Origin of the sequence: Marinobacter sp. F3R11 (assembly GCF_003318275.1) — a bacterium.
Taxonomy (GTDB): Bacteria; Pseudomonadota; Gammaproteobacteria; order Pseudomonadales; family Oleiphilaceae; genus Marinobacter.
The window spans coordinates 128,370-145,545 of sequence record NZ_QOCH01000017.1 but is presented as its reverse complement, the minus strand read 5'-3'; the positions used below and the strand labels follow the sequence as shown (position 1 = coordinate 145,545).

The window sequence follows — 17,176 nt, the reverse complement described above, 5'->3', positions numbered from 1 at the left end:
CCCCCTTTTAAGTCTAGTTGCCGCTTTTCCAGCCACTGGTAATGGGATAGCGGCGATCCTTCCCGAAACCCCGCTCTGTGATCCGGACCCCGATCGGTGCCTGCCGGCGCTTGTACTCATTGATATCCACAAGACGAACAACGCGACTTACATCCGCCTGATCGAATCCCTCCGCAACAATTGCATCAGCACTGAAATCCCGCTCCACATAGAGGTTCAGGATCTGATCCAGCACATCATAGCCGGGAAGACTGTCTTCATCTTTCTGGTCCGGAGCCAGCTCTGCCGATGGCGGACGCGTGATAACCCTTTCGGGGATCACTGACGATACGGAGTTGCGGTACCAGGCGAGGCGAAAAACCAGCGTCTTTGGTACATCCTTGAGAACATCGAAGCCGCCAGCCATATCTCCGTAAAGAGTGGAGTACCCAACAGCCATTTCACTCTTATTACCGGTTGTCAGTACCAGCGAGCCAAACTTGTTGGAGAGAGACATGAGCAAAACACCGCGGATACGTGCCTGCAGGTTTTCCTCTGTGGTATCCGGAGTCGTCCCCTCAAATGGGGCCGCAAGCGTTGCCATGAAAGCTTCATACATTGGCTCTATCGAATACACATCGTACTGCACACCCATGGCTGCGGCCTGAGCCTCTGCGTCTTCAAGGCTGATACCCGACGTGTATCTGAAAGGCATCATGACGGCACGAACACGATCCGATCCCAGCGCGTCTACAGCAATTGCCAGAGTTACGGCAGAATCAATACCTCCGGAGAGGCCAAGCACTACCGATTTGAAACCATTTTTGTTTACATAGTCTCGCACGCCTGTCACAAGCGCATTGTAAACACTCGCTTCAAGCGAAAGCGTGTCAGGCAAGGGCTGAGAAGCCGGCTGGCAATGATGGTCACACAGGAAATCAACCGGGAACAGGCCGTCAGTGAACTGGGGGACTTCCACAGCAAGCGTACCCGAGTGGTCGAAAACCATCGAGCCACCGTCGAACACCAGTTCATCCTGCCCCCCTATCAGGTTCACATAGACAATGCTCACACAGTTCTCGCGGGATTTGCGCTCAAGCAGCGCCTTTCTGCGCTCCTGCTTGCCAATATCATAGGGGGAGGCGTTCAGGTTAATAATCAACCGTGCACCTGCTGCGGCCGAGTCCTCCACCGGCCCGTCAGACCATATATCTTCACAGACTGTCAGGCCTACGGGCACGCCACATATCTCAATCACCGTTGCGGCCTTACCATCCGAAAAATAGCGCTTCTCGTCAAACACCTGGTAATTGGGCGGAAACCGTTTGAAGTAGCGACCCGTAACTTTACCACCTTCAATCACAACGGCTGCATTATAAAGGAGGCCATCAACTCTCAGAGGTGCGCCGACAATAATCGCTGCATCAACTTCCGCAGTTTGCAGGCGCTCCAGAGCTTCACTCACTCTGAGATCCATGCTGGGACGCAGCAATAAGTCTTCCGGCGGGTATCCGGTAATACAAAGCTCCGGGAAAACGACGATATCTGCCTGATGATCAGAACAGGCACGCTTCGCAGCCTCAATAACCAGCCCGGTATTGCCGGGAATATCCCCCACCAGAAAATCAATCTGCGCCATCACAACCCGCAGCTTGCGATGCGATGTATTGGAAAGCGGGGCGCTCCCGGAAACAGACATAAATTGGCTCCTGTAACTCATTGCCGCGAAAAGGCTATTATAACCCCCCACAGACCCTGATTTCTTCCGCTCATCAACGGATTTCTGAAAACCATGGCGACAGATACGGTATCAGCAGTCAGTACCGGCAAGAGAACACCCGGCTTTCAACAGGCTAAACTTTTCCGCATATACAACCATTACCGGGTTGTAATCAGCCTGGTGCTGGTCGCCCTGCTGTTTGTTGACCCTGTCAATTTTGATACTCGTTTCAGGTTTCTGGATTACTACCAGTTTGGCGTGATGGGCTATCTCGCCCTGAACGGTTTTATTTCACTCACACTGCTGGCAGGCTTCCAGCCAAAAAAACGGCACATCACCCTATCGATTCTGCTGGACATTCTTATCCTGCACGGGCTTTTGCTTACCAGCACTGGTGTAACCAACGGGCTCGCTAACCTCGTCATCGTATCCGTAGCTGCCGGTAACATTCTTACTCCCAGCCGCACTGGCACTTTCTATGCAGCGCTTGCTGCCATCAGCTCCCTCAGCGTTTCGGGATGGGCGATGCTGACGCTAGGTGAATCTGCTGATGAAATTGTGCGGGCAGGTTCTCTGGGCATTGTTTACTTCGCCGCAGCATTTATATTGCAGAACATCTCGCGAAGGATGATGAAAAGTGAGGCTCTCGCCAGCAGCCGGGCGCAAAGCATTGTAGAGCTGGAACAAATTAACCAGCAGATTATCCAGCGCATGCGCACCGGTATTCTTGTACTTGACCGGCACAACCATATCCGCCTGGCGAATGCAGCCGCGGAAGAACTTCTGTTCGGGATCCCCACCGATGATCTGGACGTGCCCGACACGAAATCCCGGGATCTCCCCCAGCCACTCAAATCCGGGCTTGATGCCTGGCTCAAAAACCCCGAAAAGCGCACAGAACCATTTCAATCAGCTCCCACCTCTCCTCTGCTCCAGGTAAACTTTACTCAGCTTGATCAGGAGCGCGGAGATCAGATACTGGTATTTATTGAGGACATGAGCAAAGTGACACAGCAGGCCCAGCATATGAAGCTGGCCTCTCTTGGGCGGTTAACCGCTGGTATTGCCCATGAAATCCGCAACCCGCTGGGGGCCATCAGTCACGCAGCCCAGTTAATGGAGGAATCTGATCACCTCGATCGTGGGGACGCGAAGATGCTGGATATTATCCAGCGCCACTCACGTCGGGTGAACGGTATTATCGAGAATGTACTCAGCCTTTCACGGCGTAAATCTGCTAATGCAGATCTTGTTGATGTAGGCAACTGGCTGAAGGAATTCAGAACAGACTTCCTCCAGACACAGGAAAATACCGTGCCCGCCACAGTTGTGAGATTAAATACCGCGTCAACGATACCTGAAGCACGCTTCGACAAAAGCCAGATCGAACAGGTAATGGTAAATCTGTGTGATAATGGCTTGCGCTACAGCCATCAGCATTCCGGTGAACGCAAAATCGAATTGCGTGCAGGTGCCACTGCCGATGGAAAGCGGGCTTATGTGGATGTAAGGGACTTTGGCCCTGGTATAGAGCCAAGCTCTCGCCATCAGGTTTTTGAGCCGTTTTACACAACCGATAAGGGCGGTACGGGCCTTGGGCTTTATCTCGCAAAGGAACTGTGCGAGGCTAACCAGGCCCATTTGTCACTTGTGGAAGACAACCAACCCGGCTGCTGTTTTCGCATTACCTTTGCGCCCCCAGGACGATTGATCTGACATGGAACTGATAAAACAAGATGACCACTCATACAGCGCTGATTGTTGACGACGAACCCGACATCCGGGATCTTCTTGAAATTACGCTCACCCGCATGGGCATTAAAACCCTGACTGCACCGGACCTTACCAGCGCGCTCAAGCTGCTAGAAGAGCATTCGCCGCAGCTGTGCCTGACCGACATGAACCTGCCGGACGGTAATGGTATTGAGTTGGTACAGTGGATTCAGCAGAACCGACCAGACACTCCCGTGGCCGTCATCACCGCCTATGGCAGCATGGACACCGCCATCGAATCCCTCAAGGCCGGCGCATTTGATTTCGTATCCAAGCCGGTTGAGCTTCCAAGGCTACGGGAACTCGTGAACAGCGCATTGAAGCTATCTGAGCCGGGCCCGGATGTTACCGACCCCAGTGATGACCCCGGCCTTCTGCTTGGCAACTCTGCACAGATTAAAAAACTACGCAACCAGACCCGCAAGCTTTCCAGAAGTCAGGCACCGGTGTTTATCAGTGGCGAGTCTGGCAGCGGGAAAGAACTGGTCGCACGGATGATTCACCTCCAGGGCCCCCGTAGTGACAAACCTTTCATTGCCGTCAACTGCGGTGCAATCCCTTCAGAGTTGATGGAAAGTGAGTTTTTCGGGCACAAGAAAGGCAGTTTTACCGGCGCAGTTGAAAACAAGGATGGTCTCTTCCGTTCCGCTAACGGCGGCACGCTGTTTCTGGACGAGGTAGCTGACCTGCCTCTGGCTATGCAGGTGAAACTGCTACGGGCCATTCAGGAAAAAGCTGTTCGCCCTGTCGGCGACACCAAAGAACTACCGGTCGATATCAGGTTACTCAGCGCGACCCATAAAAATCTGGCAGAACTTGTTCAGGAAGGAAGCTTCCGACAGGATTTGTTTTACCGGATCAACGTGATCGAGTTGGTGGTCCCGCCCCTCCGGGATCGCACGGACGATATCGGGCTTCTGGCCGACCACATCCTTGAGCGCATCGCCCGGGAATATGAGTGTGATAAAGCAACGCTCACCCCGGACGCGATTAACAGGCTGAAAGAGCATGATTTCCCGGGGAACGTGCGGGAGCTTGAAAATATTCTTGAACGTGCATTCACTCTGTGTGACGCAGAAAAGATCAGCGCGTCCGACCTCCACCTTGGCAATGGTCTGCACAGCGAGGCAGATAATATAAATGGCGGAGATACTTCTGATGTCAGACCTGCCTCGGTGCCAGAGGGCAACATTGATCTGGAGAGATATCTGGAGTCTATTGAGCGCCAGGCTATTGAGAAAGCTCTGGAAGCAACACGCTGGAACAAGACTGCAGCAGCAAAGAGATTGGGAATCAGTTTTCGTGCGCTGCGGTACCGGCTGAAGAAGCTGGAAATGGAGTGACTTTCAAGATGGCTTGAAAGTGAAATGGCAGCGGCACGCAGGATGCGTTCGCTATATAAATGTTATAACAAGGATGTTGAAAAATGTTTGCCCACAAAAATCGTGGTTTTTCGCTATTAGAGTTAATAATTGTTGTGGTTATTGCTGCAACACTGGTCAATATGGCACTACCTTCATTCACTTCTTTTATAAGCAGTCAGGAGCGAAAAGGTGTGTTGCATGATCTTATGGGCATGTTTGCATTTGCCAGACAGCACGCGGTAATGAACGGGGCAATTGTAACTGTGTGCCCGCTTGACCCATCCGGCGCCTGTGGCAAGGACTGGAACAGCGACATTCACGCTTTTCTGGATCCGGACAACGCCCGCAAGCTGACCACAAGCCGCGCACTTCTAAGAACGATCTCGCCGACCGATGGCGGACAGCTTATAGCGCGTTCCCTTAACAGAAGTTTCTTTCAGTTCCGGCCCACAGGTTTTATTCACAGTGATTTGGGAAACATCACCTGGTGCCCGGAATCAGGGGACGCTTCGCTGGCTGGCCAGATTATAATCAGCCGGGGTGGTCGGGTCAGAGTTGCCCGGGATACCGATAACGACGGTATCCCGGAAGACTCTAAAGGCCAACCACTAAGCTGCTGACCGTTTCCTTACCAGCAGTCGACTCCGGACGTTGATGTTTTGGCTCCTGTCTGAGCCAATCTCAGCGTCCCGCAATCATCGTTAACCTGATCTCCCGTCGGAACAGCCTGCACAGAGAATGCATTAGCCGTGGCCACACCATTCAAACTAAGGTTATAAAAGGCCGTTCCGTTGCGTGGAGACTGGGTAAATGGCAATACTGGCTGATTGCCACCTTCAAGATAGGAGAAATCAGCCGAATATTGCCGCTCCATCCATTGCGCAAGTTCCATCAGATCCGCCTGGGCGGTTGCCCTGCGGGTCTGCCTGACATTGTCCACGTAGGATGGGTAAGCAATTGCAGCAATGATTCCAATGATTGCCACGACAATCATCAGTTCAATCAGCGTAAAACCGGCTGCTCGCCCCCGGTAGCCCGTGCCCAGATTAATGTTCAAAACGTATCCACTCCCTGCAGCACCAAACGTCCATCATCACCCTTGTACTCAGCAACAACATTTAACAGGCGCTGCCCCTCCCGAAGGATAGCCAGCGCACTACCGGCTGAAATAACCTGGTTATTGACGGTGACAGAGCCTTCAAGGAAGTATTCACGGTCATCTATAACGATCCGGCTTTCTTCCCGATAGACGGCGTCGAGTACCGCGTACTGCGCTCCCTCGACGCCTGAATCACTATAGCCCTGGGAATCGGGAGTCACACTCTCCTGGGCCACTGAGCTCAGGCTCCACACGCCCAGAGACGTTGCAACAATGATCGAAAATAATATTCTCATGCAGTTATCCTCTGTTATCTGATCGGTGACGTTTCCGGCCGGCCTATTCGTTTACCAGCTCGTTCCAGCCACGCCGCCCTGCGTTGGCCACGGATCCGCTAAGAGGCGGAATCTCAACAACGTCCACCGCGTCATCATCATCACTGCCCGGAGTGAAGCGGAAATTACCCAAAATAGTAGATTGGTTCGGTAAGCCGCTGCTCCGGTACCCCGCAACCTTATCTCCGAATTTAAGGAAAGCACGACTTTCAGGAGTCCGGCCATCCAGACCAAATGCCATCAACCAACCACTGCCGCCGCCAAGACAGGGGTTTTGATCCGGGATTGTAGTGTTCAGATACAGGAACTCTCCACGAACCTGAGGGCTGACCACAGCTCGCTCCCCGCTCGTAGGCAGATCAACGTACCAGCCTGTGGCCGTTGTAAAGTCCATTGCATCGCCCGTCGAATAGCGAACGTCAGTAGTTACACCGGAAACCTCCAGCGTTCCCTGGGTGATGCTGCGAGACTCCAGGCTGCTGCGCGTCAGACCAGAACTACCTCTGTCCCAGATACCGTAAACAGACTGAGTATCATTGGAAGTAACATCGTTTGCCTCCAGGTATTGACCTGTACCGAAATAAATCATCAGGTTCGGAAGGTTACCTGCTCGGGAAGTTGTACTGTTTGCCGCCGCAACTGGCGCCGCAGTAATCGGCTGATCAGACCCTGCAGTAAAAACAGGTTCTGGAGATCCACCCGATTGATAGGTCGAGGCCCAGGTACCGGTGCTGCTCAGGCTCGCGGCCCATAGATTGCCATCCAGGTCACCTGCATAAACACGATCTACCAGATAGTCACCCGTGGTATCGAGGGCCAGCAGAGGAGAAAGGCCGTCACCGCCACCTTCAAACTCGACATAACGGACATCAGCAGCATCCCAGGTGCCGTCCATTCCGCCCTCAATATCAAGCATGAAAAATCCAGTACTGGCTGTATCGGAGTTATATCCATTGGATACAAAAGCCGTCCAGCGTGTATCTGTACCCCATTTTGTCACACCAATGATAGGGGCCTGAGTAACATAACCCATGCGGCTGTCATCAGTACCTGTAAATTCCCAGAGCACAATTTTTTTGGCATTTGCTTCAGAAAAACCGGAAGGATCGGTAACGTCCAGAGCAAAAATACCTTTTGCGCCTGCACGGCCACCACCAACGATGATACTTCTCCAGTCTTCATCCGTAGTCAGAGAGCCATCAATCTCCTTGCCCTTGGTAAAGATGTCTTGCTGGCGGATTTCCAGATCCACATAGTACCGGTGCTGATAGGAGGGATCTGTCAGGAAGTGCAACCCGGCATTGTTCGCAGTCGAGTTATAGACAAACCCTGGAATGTACGCGAGCACTTCATTACCCCCACTCGCCGTTCCACTAAAACCATGTAGCATCCCGTCATTGGAGCCAGAGTACACAACCGGCGCACGTGACTCGTTATCTTCTACATAATCGGAGAAGCGCTTGGATGTAGTTCCGAAGGGCGACGCATCAGGCCAGATCCCTCGAGGCGCGGCAACATATTCCGGTGAGGAATTAACAATGGATCCCAGGCGGCTACCACGTTTACGCCATCCAGTGGTTCCATCAAGAGACGTGTCCCCTCGAATATAATCAAGCCGCTGCTCAGCAACAGTATCCCCGACACTTCCATACCGGAGATCATTTTTCTGGCTGGCAGACAAATTATCCCAGCGGAAGCCTGTTGCACCATTACCATAGGTAACGATTACCCTGTCATTCGTAGACAGATCACGGTCATCCAGAATAGTCCGTGCAGACCAGCCGTCACCGGCAGCTATTGCGTCATTCATATCGGGTACAACAGGGTTCTCCTCTGTACCACCCAGCTCCGCTGCTTTCAGATCACCCGTCCATCCGTTAGGGTCAAACTGGGATGCAAAAATCAGCGCGCCTTCCTGGAAAGAAGAAACGTCGAACTCAACCGCTGTGGAAGAACCAGCCTCAGCAACAATATCTCCGACAGTTCCAGCAAGCTCTGTGGCAAAAGTTTCCGGGTCTGCCGCGCTAAAGAATCCGCCTCGCCCGTTAACTGCGGCGTGGATCATATCGTTTACTTTATCTTCGTTTGACGATCCACCCCACCAGTCAATATAGGTTCCGGTTTCTATGGCATTGAACGCGGCAACAGGATCAACCGACCCCTCTACACCCAGCCCCACGGTATAAGTCGACATGTGCTGCCAGAATGCAGGGTTCTTCTCCGAGGTTGGCACATAATTATTTATGTCCGTTCTCAGATCCCGCTTCCAGTAATACATCGCAACATCAGCCAACGTGCTACTCCGTCCATCCTCAAACGGATCGTCCGCAAGATACTTGAATGAATCACCCTGGCTGTTATTAATCTGATTGCCATCGTTATCATCTGCCGAAAAGGTAGATCCATCCGGGTTACTACCGTTGTAATAACCATCAGACATCAGAATCGTATATGACAACCGGCATTCCCGGACCGGGTTGGTACTGCTTACGCTCTGCCCCGGATCATCGGCCCAGGCGCGCTCGCTTTTTTCAAAATATTTGCCGGCGCCCTCCAGAGCTCGTCTCAAAGGCGTGCCACCGCTCGACGGCGCATCATAAAGCCAGTCAAAGAAGTCTTCTCTTCTGTCGGTGGTATACTCCCTTACACCCTGCTGGACAGCACGAACGCTGGAGGCACCATCAATAGTATGGGAGCCATAGTTAATACGCCCCCAACCAAGGCGGAAATTCTCTGGCAGATCGTAAAATGCTGTACTGATACCCGCCCTTGCCGCTTTAACACGCGTGTTGTAGTAGGAATACCAGTTTGCGAAATTCGTTTTCTCGCTTTCGGACAGGCCATTAACCGAGACATAGGTATAACAGCTATTCTGCCTGGGATTTGCATCGCAGGATGAAGAGCTATTGAATTGCCAGTAAAAGCCACCACCCTCAACATCGTAGGTTCTGATCGAGAACCTGTTTGTCAGATTACGGGTTCCACTACTACTGTTATATCCGTTTGTCGGAGCAGCAGTATAAGAGGAATCTGGAAGAAATCCCGTCCCGTCTCCCTTGAGCGGCGGGTTATATGTTACGTCGGGGTTGTACCATATTTTGTTCACTTCGGAAGAATAATAGTATGGATATCTGGCATCGCTACCATCCTGGTCTCCACCGTGGGAATTTATACCGTTATAACCACTTATATCATCCGGCATATATTGCCAGGCCATGGACCCCGAATCATCCAGAATAAACATCAGGTTCGGTGCCACCGCACTTCCGATAAACAGGGGTTCCTGCGCAAAATCAGGTCGTGCGGAATATCCCGCAGTGGGAAGAACGAGCAAAGCAGTGGATAACATCACTCTCAGGTTTAACGTGCTCATGGATTACCTCCTCACAGCCCACCGGGCAGAAATACATAAAAACCCTCAAGTAAGCGCGTGCTCGTGCCCGAGGGCCCGGCGGTTCTTACAAGGATACGTGCATAATCAAATTCAGCGGAGCCCTCTGAACCGTACTGACTGAAGTCCCGTGGTAGCTGAGCTTCAGCATCCACGACAACTTTGCCTTTGTACTCAAACATATACAGGGGGGTAACACCGTCTACAGCAGTCCCTTTAATTGCCTCCTTGGGATCACCGGAGCCATCCAGCTCCCAGCTCTCCGACGCGAACGGAGACGGCGCCAGACCGCTGGGATCGGTTCCATCATGAAAACCGGTTACCGAGCCGAAATCGTCCAGATCAGAGAGACCGTCGAGTGTTGCTTCGGCTTCACGCATGGCCGTTTCCGCAATTTCCAGTGCTAACATACCGTCTCGCTGAGCCGTCGACATGCGCTCCTGCATGATACTGCCCTGCATTCCCGAAACCGCGAGCAAAGTCAGCACCAGCAATATCACCAGTGACAACAACAGTGCCGCGCCCTTCTGTTTGTTCGCTATTTGCATATTTGTACCATCCTTCTAGAACGGATTTCTGAGAGTATTGGAAAATGTGTATACCCTATACATCCGCTGGTCTCCCGCCGTTGTCAGCTTGCTCGTATCGGTGACACAGTCCTCCCAGCCGGGGAAACAATAGGTTTGAGTGCTGTCCATAACATTGTCGTTAGGTGAAGCTATCAGGAGGCTGACCTCCACAGCGAGCACATCATCCCAGTTAACAACTGCCGAAGCCGCACGCCAGAACTGAACGCCCGCAGCAACCGTGCCTTCGCCAAACCGCACGCTCATATCCTCAACACCAGCGACCAGTTCAATATCTGTTCCGTCAGCCTGTCTCATGAACAGGGAACGGCCACCGTCCGCAGCAGTGCCAATAAAATAGGCTTCGCTGTAAGGCTCAAAAATCTCCGTGCCTTGCGCGTAAACAGTGCTCAGGCATGATCCGACTGACGTACATGCGAGCGGAATATTCCCACTCAGATCATTTCCCGGATTACCATCGGCACCTGCACTGTCATCAGCTTTCAGTGTGATGTCGTTACCGGAGGTGGTAAGTTCCGATATCTGGAAAATATCGCCCATCTCGCAATTAGTGATGTATGCCAGATCGTTAACAACCAGACTGCCAGGATCATCCACACCATCTTCATCGCTATCTTCAAGCTGAATGTCATTGGTAGCTGTCAGATCGGCGCCCAACTTCACGATCGCCCCAGGGCGTCTTACCCCTGTCACATTGATAAAACCGGTTCCCGCAATAGACGAACCCGGTCGTTCGGTATAACCCCCGGTTTCTGTGGCCGATACGCCCAAGGTAACAAAACCATGTCGGACCTCATCGTATTCGCCGTCAGTGCTGTCCAGGCTATTGGTTATGCCATTTACCGGAAAACAACCAAAAAAGCCGGCATTGCGGATGGCGCGGGACAAGATGTCAGCTGCGATCCGCCCCGATTCCGCAGACCTTGCTGCAGCTTCGTTATGGCGAAACGACTGGCTGTTGGATGTAAAAACCTGAACAAGTCCCACCGTCAGCAATGTGCCGAGCAACAACGCGATCATCAACTCTATTAGAGACAACCCTGTCTGAGTTGTCGGATTCGCTGAAAAACGAAAGAAGCGTTTCATTTACAATCTCGCATCCACTGTCAAAGTTTGGGTTGCCAGGCCAGCAGCTGCAGCGAAGGGATCTCGCTCTACCCAGGTCACCTCCACCTCAGCGGAAGTTGCGGTTCCGTTCATGGTCACCTTAAGATCAGCCCCCGATCCTAGGTCAGCCAGCATCTGTTTTTTCAGGGCCGCCATATCGGTTGTGCTAAGTGTGGCACCGCCATTCGACCTCAATCTTTCGGCAACCGTTTGGGCATACATGGTGGCCTCAGACCGCAATGTAGAATTGACCGTCTGTTGCATGGATACCAACTGGACGCCTGCCACTCCAAGCAAGCCAATTGCGAGCACGAGCACTGCGACAAGAACCTCAATCATGGTGAACCCACCCTGAGGCTTTCCGGACAGAAGGGGTTTTATCATCGTTATGACCTCATTATGGACAAGTGATCCTGGCCGATCTGATCTGGCCACCCGCCGTTACCTTTATTTCGGTTCCTTCTTCGCCAGATGCGCGGCAAACAGTGAACTCTGAGCCACCACCAACGAGCAGGCCTGTTGCACGGAATCGTGGATTACCACCACTGCTCAATGCGATCACGAACTGCCCGGAAGCTCCCTGGTATTCACTTACCACGGCCCCCGCATCTGTGGTGATCTGATACCCCTGAGTGAACGTGGGGTTAGGTACCAAAGAGACTGGAGCGCCTATGCGGACAGCCTCAGCGCGCGCCACATTCAAAGCACCTACCAGATCGTTATTGGTTGTTGTGAGCTGATTGCTTTGTATCAAACGGGTAAAGTTCGGCACGGCAATAGCCGCGACAACACCTAACACCGCCATGAGTACAAGCAGCTCTATTAACGTGAAACCATTTCTGAACTTGCCAGACATAGACTCGCCATCCTGTTCTTTTGATCTAGAGGATAATCAGACTGTCGCTTTCATGCCATTGCGGCAGGACAAACGGACATTCGGAAGGGATAAACGGTAACCGGTCGCCCAGAATCAGACCCGGATCACAAAACGAAGTGCGCCATCAGGTGTTTTTCAGTAACCAGCGATGGCGCAGATCTTCATGAAACATTAACAGCATCAATCCTTAACTCTTTCGGCATAGAGAAGACAATATTCTCCTCGCGCCCGGCAATCTCCTCGGGAACGCTGCCCCCAAGATCCTGCAGACGGGAAATTACATCGTTGACAAGCACTTCCGGGGCCGAGGCGCCGGCGGTAACACCAACGGAAGAGCGGCCCTCCAGCCATTGAGGGTCAATCTGGGAGGCTTCATCAATCAGGTAGGCTGGAGTACCCATGCGTTCCGCCAGCTCGCGCAGGCGGTTGGAGTTGGAGCTGTTGGGCGAACCGACAACCAGCATCAGGTCACAGTCACCGGCAAGTTGCTTTACTGCGTCCTGGCGGTTCTGGGTTGCATAGCAAATGTCGTTTTTACGCGGGCCTTCGATCTCAGGAAACCGCTCACGCAATGCGTCGATGACGCGCGCGGTATCGTCCATGGAAAGCGTAGTCTGTGTAACGTAGGAGAGATGCGCCGGATCCTTTACTTCCAGAGATGACACGTCTTCTACGTTCTCAACGAGATAGATATCGCCACCATTACCGTGATCGTACTGGCCCATAGTGCCTTCCACTTCCGGATGGCCCTGATGCCCGATCAGCACGCACTCGCGGCCGTCCCGACTGAAGCGCATGACTTCCAGGTGCACTTTGGTAACCAGGGGGCAAGTAGCGTCGAATACTTTGAGGCCTCGACGGGCTGCTTCGCTCTGTACTGCCTGGGATACACCATGAGCACTGAAGATGACCAGCTTGTCGTCTGGCACTTCATCCAGTTCGTCCACAAAGATGGCGCCGCGATTGCGGAGATTATCAACCACAAACTTATTGTGGACCACCTCATGGCGGACGTAGATCGGCGCACCAAACACGTCCAGCGCCCGATTTACAATTTCGATAGCGCGATCCACGCCAGCACAAAAGCCACGGGGGTTTGCCAATCTTATCTGCATAGTCAGTGCGTCTGCCCTGCCGGTTCTACATCAATAACTTCTACGTCAAAAGTCAGTGTACGCCCGGACAACGGATGGTTGAAGTCTACTTCCACCTCGTCACCTTCCACACGGCTCACAACACCCGGAAGTTCTTGCTGGCGCGCATCCGCAAACGAAATCATCACACCCGGCTCAAGGACCATATCAGCACTGAACTCGTGCCTTTTGAAAATCTGCACATTGTTAGGGTTGCGCTGACCAAAAGCCTTTTCCGGGGGTACCCGATAGCTGGCCTTGTCGCCTGCGGTCATACCCATCAGACAGGCCTCGAAGTTCTCAGGCAAGCTTTCATCACCTATTTCCAGAGTCGCCGCATCTTTATCAAAGGTGCTATCGATTACTTCTCCACTCTCGAACTTCAGCGCAAAATGCAGAGTTACACGTGTTCCCTTACCTACAGGCAGCTCTTTCATGGATTTTATTCGCTCCTGTCCGCAGCCGTTTTGGAATCACCAGGCTTGCGAAACATGTCAAGAATCATCATGGCCGCACCTATCGTAATAGCTGTATCAGCCAGGTTGAATGCAGGAAAGTGCCAGTCCTGCCAGTAAAAATGCAGGAAATCAACAACGTAACCGTGAACAACACGATCATACACGTTGCCGAGAGCCCCCCCCAGGATCAGTGCGATAGCGATGGCAGTCCAGGTTTCCTGTCTTTTCAGCTTTCGCAGCCAGCCCACAAGAACCACACTGACAACAAGGGCCAGAACAACGAAGAACCATCGCTGCCAGCCAGCAGCGCCGGCGAGAAAGCTGAAGGCTGCACCGGTATTGTGGAGCAGCGTCAGGTTAAACATCGGGACAACCGGTACCGGATGGCCATAGGTCAACATTGCGGTTGCCATCATCTTGGAACCAAGATCAAGCACAACCACCAGCACCGCCAGCCAGAGCCATTTCAGTTTGGTTCCGGCTCCCTGCTCCGCCATTGCCATACCCATCAGGCAAACGCGCGGGTTTCGCCCGGCCCATCCACATTGGTGATACAGCGGCCACAAAGGTCTTTATGGGCCGGGTTCGCGCCGACATCCTCCCGGTGATGCCAGCAACGCTCGCACTTCGCGTAGGTTGCCGGGCTCACTTTCACGCGCAGCCCCTCATAACCCGTCATCTCGGCATCCCCTGCTTCCGATACCGGCCTTACAGTTGCCTCTGAGGTAATAAGAACAAACCGGAGTTCTTCCCCGAGATATTCCAGGTCTGCAGCCAGATCACCTTCACAGTACAGAGTGACTTCAGCACTCAGAGATCCCTTGATCTCACCGCGGGCACGGGCTTCTTCCATACACTTGTTTACGGCTTCTTTCACACCGTAAATCCGGCGCCAGTAATCGCGACCGAGCTCGGCATCATCAGGAAGCTCTGTGAGACCCTGATACCAGGTTTCATAAAATACAGTGTCGCCACGTTCACCTGGCAGATGCTGCCAGATTTCATCCGCAGTGAAACTCAGAATTGGCGCAATCCAGCGAACCAGAGCCTCGGCCACATGATACAGGGCGGTCTGACAGGACCGGCGTGCCAGGCTGTCAGCCTGAGTGGTGTACTGGCGATCCTTGATGATATCGAGGTAAAAGCCTCCCAGCGTTGCTTCACAGAAGCTGTAAATCTTCTGATAGATCCGCAGGAAGGCGTAGTTCTGGTAGTCCTCGTGCAGCTCGTTCTGCAGTTGCAGAGCACGGTCGACCATCCAGCGATCCAGAGCAATCATCTCTTCCGGAGCGACCATGTGCTGCTTCGGATCAAAGCCAGTGAGATTGCTCAACAGGAAGCGTGAGGTATTACGAATACGGCGATACCCGTCGGCTGTTTGCCTCAGGATGTCCTTGGAAACTGTCATTTCGCCGCTGTAATCGGTAGCAGATACCCACAGGCGAAGAATGTCAGCACCCAGCTCGTTCATGACTTCCTGGGGCGCGATGACGTTACCCAGGGACTTGGACATTTTCAGACCCTTGCCATCCACCGTAAAACCGTGGGTCAGCACTTGCCGGTAAGGCGCTACACCATTCATGGCGATAGAGGTTTTCAGAGACGACTGGAACCAGCCACGATGCTGATCAGAGCCCTCCAGATACATATCAGCCGGGAACTGGCCCAGCTCCGGGCGCACACGCAAAACCGACTCATGGGTCACACCGGAATCAAACCATACATCCAGGGTATCCAGGACTTTTTCGTAGTGATCCGCATCGTCGCCAAGCAGCTCACGGGCATCGATCTCATACCATGCATCAATGCCGCCGGTTTCGATAGCCTGGGCTACTTTCTCAATTAAATTCTGAGTATCCGGATGCAGCTCCTGCGTTTCTTTATGAATAAACAGGGTGATTGGCACGCCCCAGGTACGTTGGCGCGAGATACACCAGTCCGGAGACTGCTGAACCATGGCTTCAATGCGATTCTGGCCCCAGGCAGGCACCCAACGCACGCCCTTGATAGCTTCCAAAGCGTCTGCACGGAGGTTTTCTTTTTCCATGCTGATAAACCATTGCGGTGTCGCACGGTAGATCAGCGGCGTTTTGGTGCGCCAGCAATGGGGGAAGCTGTGGCGGAACTTTTCCTTGCGGACCAGTTTGCCTTCGCGTGCCAGAGCGTCGCAGACCGGGTCATCCGCTTTATAGACGTGAATACCGGCAAACTCTCCGGCGGCACTGGTATAGGTGCCATCGGCCTGCACCATATTCAGGGTGCCTATGTCGTAGGCTTTGCCCACCACAAAGTCTTCCATACCGTGGTCGGGAGCAGTATGCACGGCACCTGTACCCGCCTCGAGAGAAACGTGGTCACCCAGAATCGTGGGCACCTGCTTGTCATAGATCGGGTGATGCAAAGACAAGTGTTCGAGCGCAGCACCCAGACAGGTACCCAGCACTTCAAAATCTTCAATACCCCAGCGTGCCATAACGCCTTCAACCATGGCTGCCGCCAGAATCATGCGTTCAGGACCGTTGCCGGCATCAACTTGCACCAGTGCATATTCCAGGTCAGCGTTAACAGACACAGCCTGGTTGGCAGGAATGGTCCAGGGAGTGGTGGTCCAGATAACCAGGGAAACGTCACCTTCGCCTTTATCCGAGCCGAACAGCGACAGGGCTTTAGCCTGATCCACCGCTGTAAAGCGCACATCAATCTGTGTTGAGGTTTTATCCTGGTATTCCACTTCGGCTTCTGCAAGTGCGGACTGACCAACCACACTCCAGTAAACAGGCTTATACCCACGAACCAGATGACCTTTGGCGATGATCTTGCCCAGTGCCCGCACAATGCCCGCTTCTACCTTCGGGTCCATGGTGAGGTATGGCTTGTCCCACGCTCCCATCACACCCAGACGGACAAAGTCAGCCTTCTGGCCTGCGATCTGCTTGGTAGCATAGTCGCGACATGCCTGACGGAAGGTTTTGTAATCGACCTTCACACCTGCCTTGCCAATCTCCTGCTCAACCTTGTGTTCAATGGGCAAACCATGGCAATCCCAGCCCGGCACATAGGGCGCATCAAAGCCCATGAAACCGCGGGATTTCACAATCATATCCTTCAGGATCTTGTTAACCGCATGACCAATGTGAATACTGCCGTTGGCATAAGGAGGGCCATCGTGAAGAATAAACTTTTCACGCCCTTCACGCTGCTTGCGCAGATTGGCGTATACATCCAGGTCCTGCCAACGCCTGAGCATCTCAGGCTCGCGTTTGGCCAGGTTGCCACGCATTGGAAACGCGGTTTCCGGCAGATTCAGGGTGTGCTTGTAGTCGCTCATGGTTTGTGTGCGTACTCTTTTGGTC

At 53.0% G+C, this 17,176-nt stretch carries 15 protein-coding genes; 3 read left to right on the top strand and 12 right to left on the bottom strand.

Annotated features, from left to right (window positions below; genetic code table 11):
- Positions 1 to 13: 13 nt before the first annotated feature.
- The gene (locus tag DS878_RS15220; protein WP_113816850.1) at positions 14 to 1,678 is read right to left on the bottom strand and encodes an NAD+ synthase; all 1,665 of its coding nucleotides are present in this window, start codon (positions 1,676 to 1,678) and stop codon (positions 14 to 16) included.
- Between the two features lie 93 nt (positions 1,679 to 1,771).
- Between DS878_RS15220 and DS878_RS15215 the strand changes: the two genes are divergently transcribed.
- From DS878_RS15215 to DS878_RS15205, 3 genes are all read left to right on the top strand, one after another.
- Positions 1,772 to 3,415: a sensor histidine kinase gene (locus DS878_RS15215; RefSeq protein WP_113816849.1), complete on the top strand. Its 1,644-nt coding sequence runs from the start codon at positions 1,772 to 1,774 to the stop codon at positions 3,413 to 3,415.
- Between the two features lie 20 nt (positions 3,416 to 3,435).
- Positions 3,436 to 4,815, top strand: a complete 1,380-nt coding sequence (locus DS878_RS15210; protein ID WP_113816848.1) for a sigma-54-dependent transcriptional regulator — start codon at positions 3,436 to 3,438, stop codon at positions 4,813 to 4,815.
- Positions 4,816 to 4,898: 83 nt separating this feature from the next.
- On the top strand, positions 4,899 to 5,456 hold the full coding sequence (locus tag DS878_RS15205) for a GspH/FimT family pseudopilin (protein WP_113816847.1): 558 nt from the start codon (positions 4,899 to 4,901) through the stop codon (positions 5,454 to 5,456).
- Positions 5,457 to 5,464: 8 nt separating this feature from the next.
- On the opposite strand, the gene DS878_RS15200 is transcribed toward DS878_RS15205, so the two are convergent.
- From DS878_RS15200 to ileS, 11 genes are all read right to left on the bottom strand, one after another.
- Complete coding sequence (locus DS878_RS15200; protein ID WP_113816862.1) at positions 5,465 to 5,830, bottom strand: type IV pilin protein; 366 nt, start codon at positions 5,828 to 5,830, stop codon at positions 5,465 to 5,467.
- A 59-nt stretch (positions 5,831 to 5,889) separates the two neighbouring features.
- On the bottom strand, positions 5,890 to 6,231 hold the full coding sequence (locus tag DS878_RS15195; RefSeq protein WP_113816846.1) for a hypothetical protein: 342 nt from the start codon (positions 6,229 to 6,231) through the stop codon (positions 5,890 to 5,892).
- Positions 6,232 to 6,274: 43 nt separating this feature from the next.
- Positions 6,275 to 9,643 carry a PilC/PilY family type IV pilus protein gene (locus DS878_RS15190; RefSeq protein WP_113816845.1) on the bottom strand — a complete coding sequence of 1,123 codons (3,369 nt, stop codon included), beginning with the start codon at positions 9,641 to 9,643 and terminating at the stop codon, positions 6,275 to 6,277.
- 11 nt (positions 9,644 to 9,654) lie between these two features.
- Positions 9,655 to 10,209 carry a PilX N-terminal domain-containing pilus assembly protein gene (locus DS878_RS15185; protein ID WP_113816844.1) on the bottom strand — a complete coding sequence of 185 codons (555 nt, stop codon included), beginning with the start codon at positions 10,207 to 10,209 and terminating at the stop codon, positions 9,655 to 9,657.
- 15 nt (positions 10,210 to 10,224) lie between these two features.
- Complete coding sequence (locus DS878_RS15180; RefSeq protein ID WP_113816843.1) at positions 10,225 to 11,334, bottom strand: PilW family protein; 1,110 nt, start codon at positions 11,332 to 11,334, stop codon at positions 10,225 to 10,227.
- Positions 11,335 to 11,739 carry a type IV pilus modification protein PilV gene (gene pilV / locus DS878_RS15175; RefSeq protein WP_113816842.1) on the bottom strand — a complete coding sequence of 135 codons (405 nt, stop codon included), beginning with the start codon at positions 11,737 to 11,739 and terminating at the stop codon, positions 11,335 to 11,337.
- Positions 11,740 to 11,752: 13 nt separating this feature from the next.
- Positions 11,753 to 12,211, bottom strand: coding sequence for a GspH/FimT family pseudopilin (locus DS878_RS15170; RefSeq protein ID WP_113816841.1), 459 nt, complete (start codon positions 12,209 to 12,211; stop codon positions 11,753 to 11,755).
- A 182-nt stretch (positions 12,212 to 12,393) separates the two neighbouring features.
- Positions 12,394 to 13,347 carry a 4-hydroxy-3-methylbut-2-enyl diphosphate reductase gene (gene ispH / locus DS878_RS15165; protein ID WP_113816840.1) on the bottom strand — a complete coding sequence of 318 codons (954 nt, stop codon included), beginning with the start codon at positions 13,345 to 13,347 and terminating at the stop codon, positions 12,394 to 12,396.
- Positions 13,348 to 13,349: 2 nt separating this feature from the next.
- Positions 13,350 to 13,802 carry an FKBP-type peptidyl-prolyl cis-trans isomerase gene (gene fkpB / locus DS878_RS15160; protein WP_113816839.1) on the bottom strand — a complete coding sequence of 151 codons (453 nt, stop codon included), beginning with the start codon at positions 13,800 to 13,802 and terminating at the stop codon, positions 13,350 to 13,352.
- A 5-nt stretch (positions 13,803 to 13,807) separates the two neighbouring features.
- Positions 13,808 to 14,332: a signal peptidase II gene (lspA, locus tag DS878_RS15155; protein WP_113816838.1), complete on the bottom strand. Its 525-nt coding sequence runs from the start codon at positions 14,330 to 14,332 to the stop codon at positions 13,808 to 13,810.
- The gene (gene ileS / locus DS878_RS15150; protein WP_113816837.1) at positions 14,332 to 17,151 is read right to left on the bottom strand and encodes an isoleucine--tRNA ligase; all 2,820 of its coding nucleotides are present in this window, start codon (positions 17,149 to 17,151) and stop codon (positions 14,332 to 14,334) included. The genes lspA and ileS overlap by 1 nt, the downstream gene beginning before the upstream one ends.
- Positions 17,152 to 17,176: the final 25 nt, after the last annotated feature.

Excerpts from the sequence above, each read along its gene's own strand:
- DS878_RS15195 (WP_113816846.1), bottom strand. The coding sequence starts at position 6,231 with ATGAGAATATTATTTTCGATCATTGTTGCAACGTCTCTGGGCGTGTGG.
- pilV (WP_113816842.1), bottom strand. The coding sequence starts at position 11,739 with ATGATAAAACCCCTTCTGTCCGGAAAGCCTCAGGGTGGGTTCACCATG.
- DS878_RS15205 (WP_113816847.1), top strand. The coding sequence starts at position 4,899 with ATGTTTGCCCACAAAAATCGTGGTTTTTCGCTATTAGAGTTAATAATT.
- DS878_RS15190 (WP_113816845.1), bottom strand. The coding sequence starts at position 9,643 with ATGAGCACGTTAAACCTGAGAGTGATGTTATCCACTGCTTTGCTCGTT.
- ileS (WP_113816837.1), bottom strand. The coding sequence starts at position 17,151 with ATGAGCGACTACAAGCACACCCTGAATCTGCCGGAAACCGCGTTTCCA.
- DS878_RS15185 (WP_113816844.1), bottom strand. The coding sequence starts at position 10,209 with ATGCAAATAGCGAACAAACAGAAGGGCGCGGCACTGTTGTTGTCACTG.
- DS878_RS15220 (WP_113816850.1), bottom strand. The coding sequence starts at position 1,678 with ATGTCTGTTTCCGGGAGCGCCCCGCTTTCCAATACATCGCATCGCAAG.
- DS878_RS15215 (WP_113816849.1), top strand. The coding sequence starts at position 1,772 with ATGGCGACAGATACGGTATCAGCAGTCAGTACCGGCAAGAGAACACCC.
- ispH (WP_113816840.1), bottom strand. The coding sequence starts at position 13,347 with ATGCAGATAAGATTGGCAAACCCCCGTGGCTTTTGTGCTGGCGTGGAT.
- fkpB (WP_113816839.1), bottom strand. The coding sequence starts at position 13,802 with ATGAAAGAGCTGCCTGTAGGTAAGGGAACACGTGTAACTCTGCATTTT.
- DS878_RS15180 (WP_113816843.1), bottom strand. The coding sequence starts at position 11,334 with ATGAAACGCTTCTTTCGTTTTTCAGCGAATCCGACAACTCAGACAGGG.
- DS878_RS15200 (WP_113816862.1), bottom strand. The coding sequence starts at position 5,830 with ATGATTGTCGTGGCAATCATTGGAATCATTGCTGCAATTGCTTACCCA.
- DS878_RS15170 (WP_113816841.1), bottom strand. The coding sequence starts at position 12,211 with ATGTCTGGCAAGTTCAGAAATGGTTTCACGTTAATAGAGCTGCTTGTA.
- lspA (WP_113816838.1), bottom strand. The coding sequence starts at position 14,332 with ATGGGTATGGCAATGGCGGAGCAGGGAGCCGGAACCAAACTGAAATGG.
- DS878_RS15210 (WP_113816848.1), top strand. The coding sequence starts at position 3,436 with ATGACCACTCATACAGCGCTGATTGTTGACGACGAACCCGACATCCGG.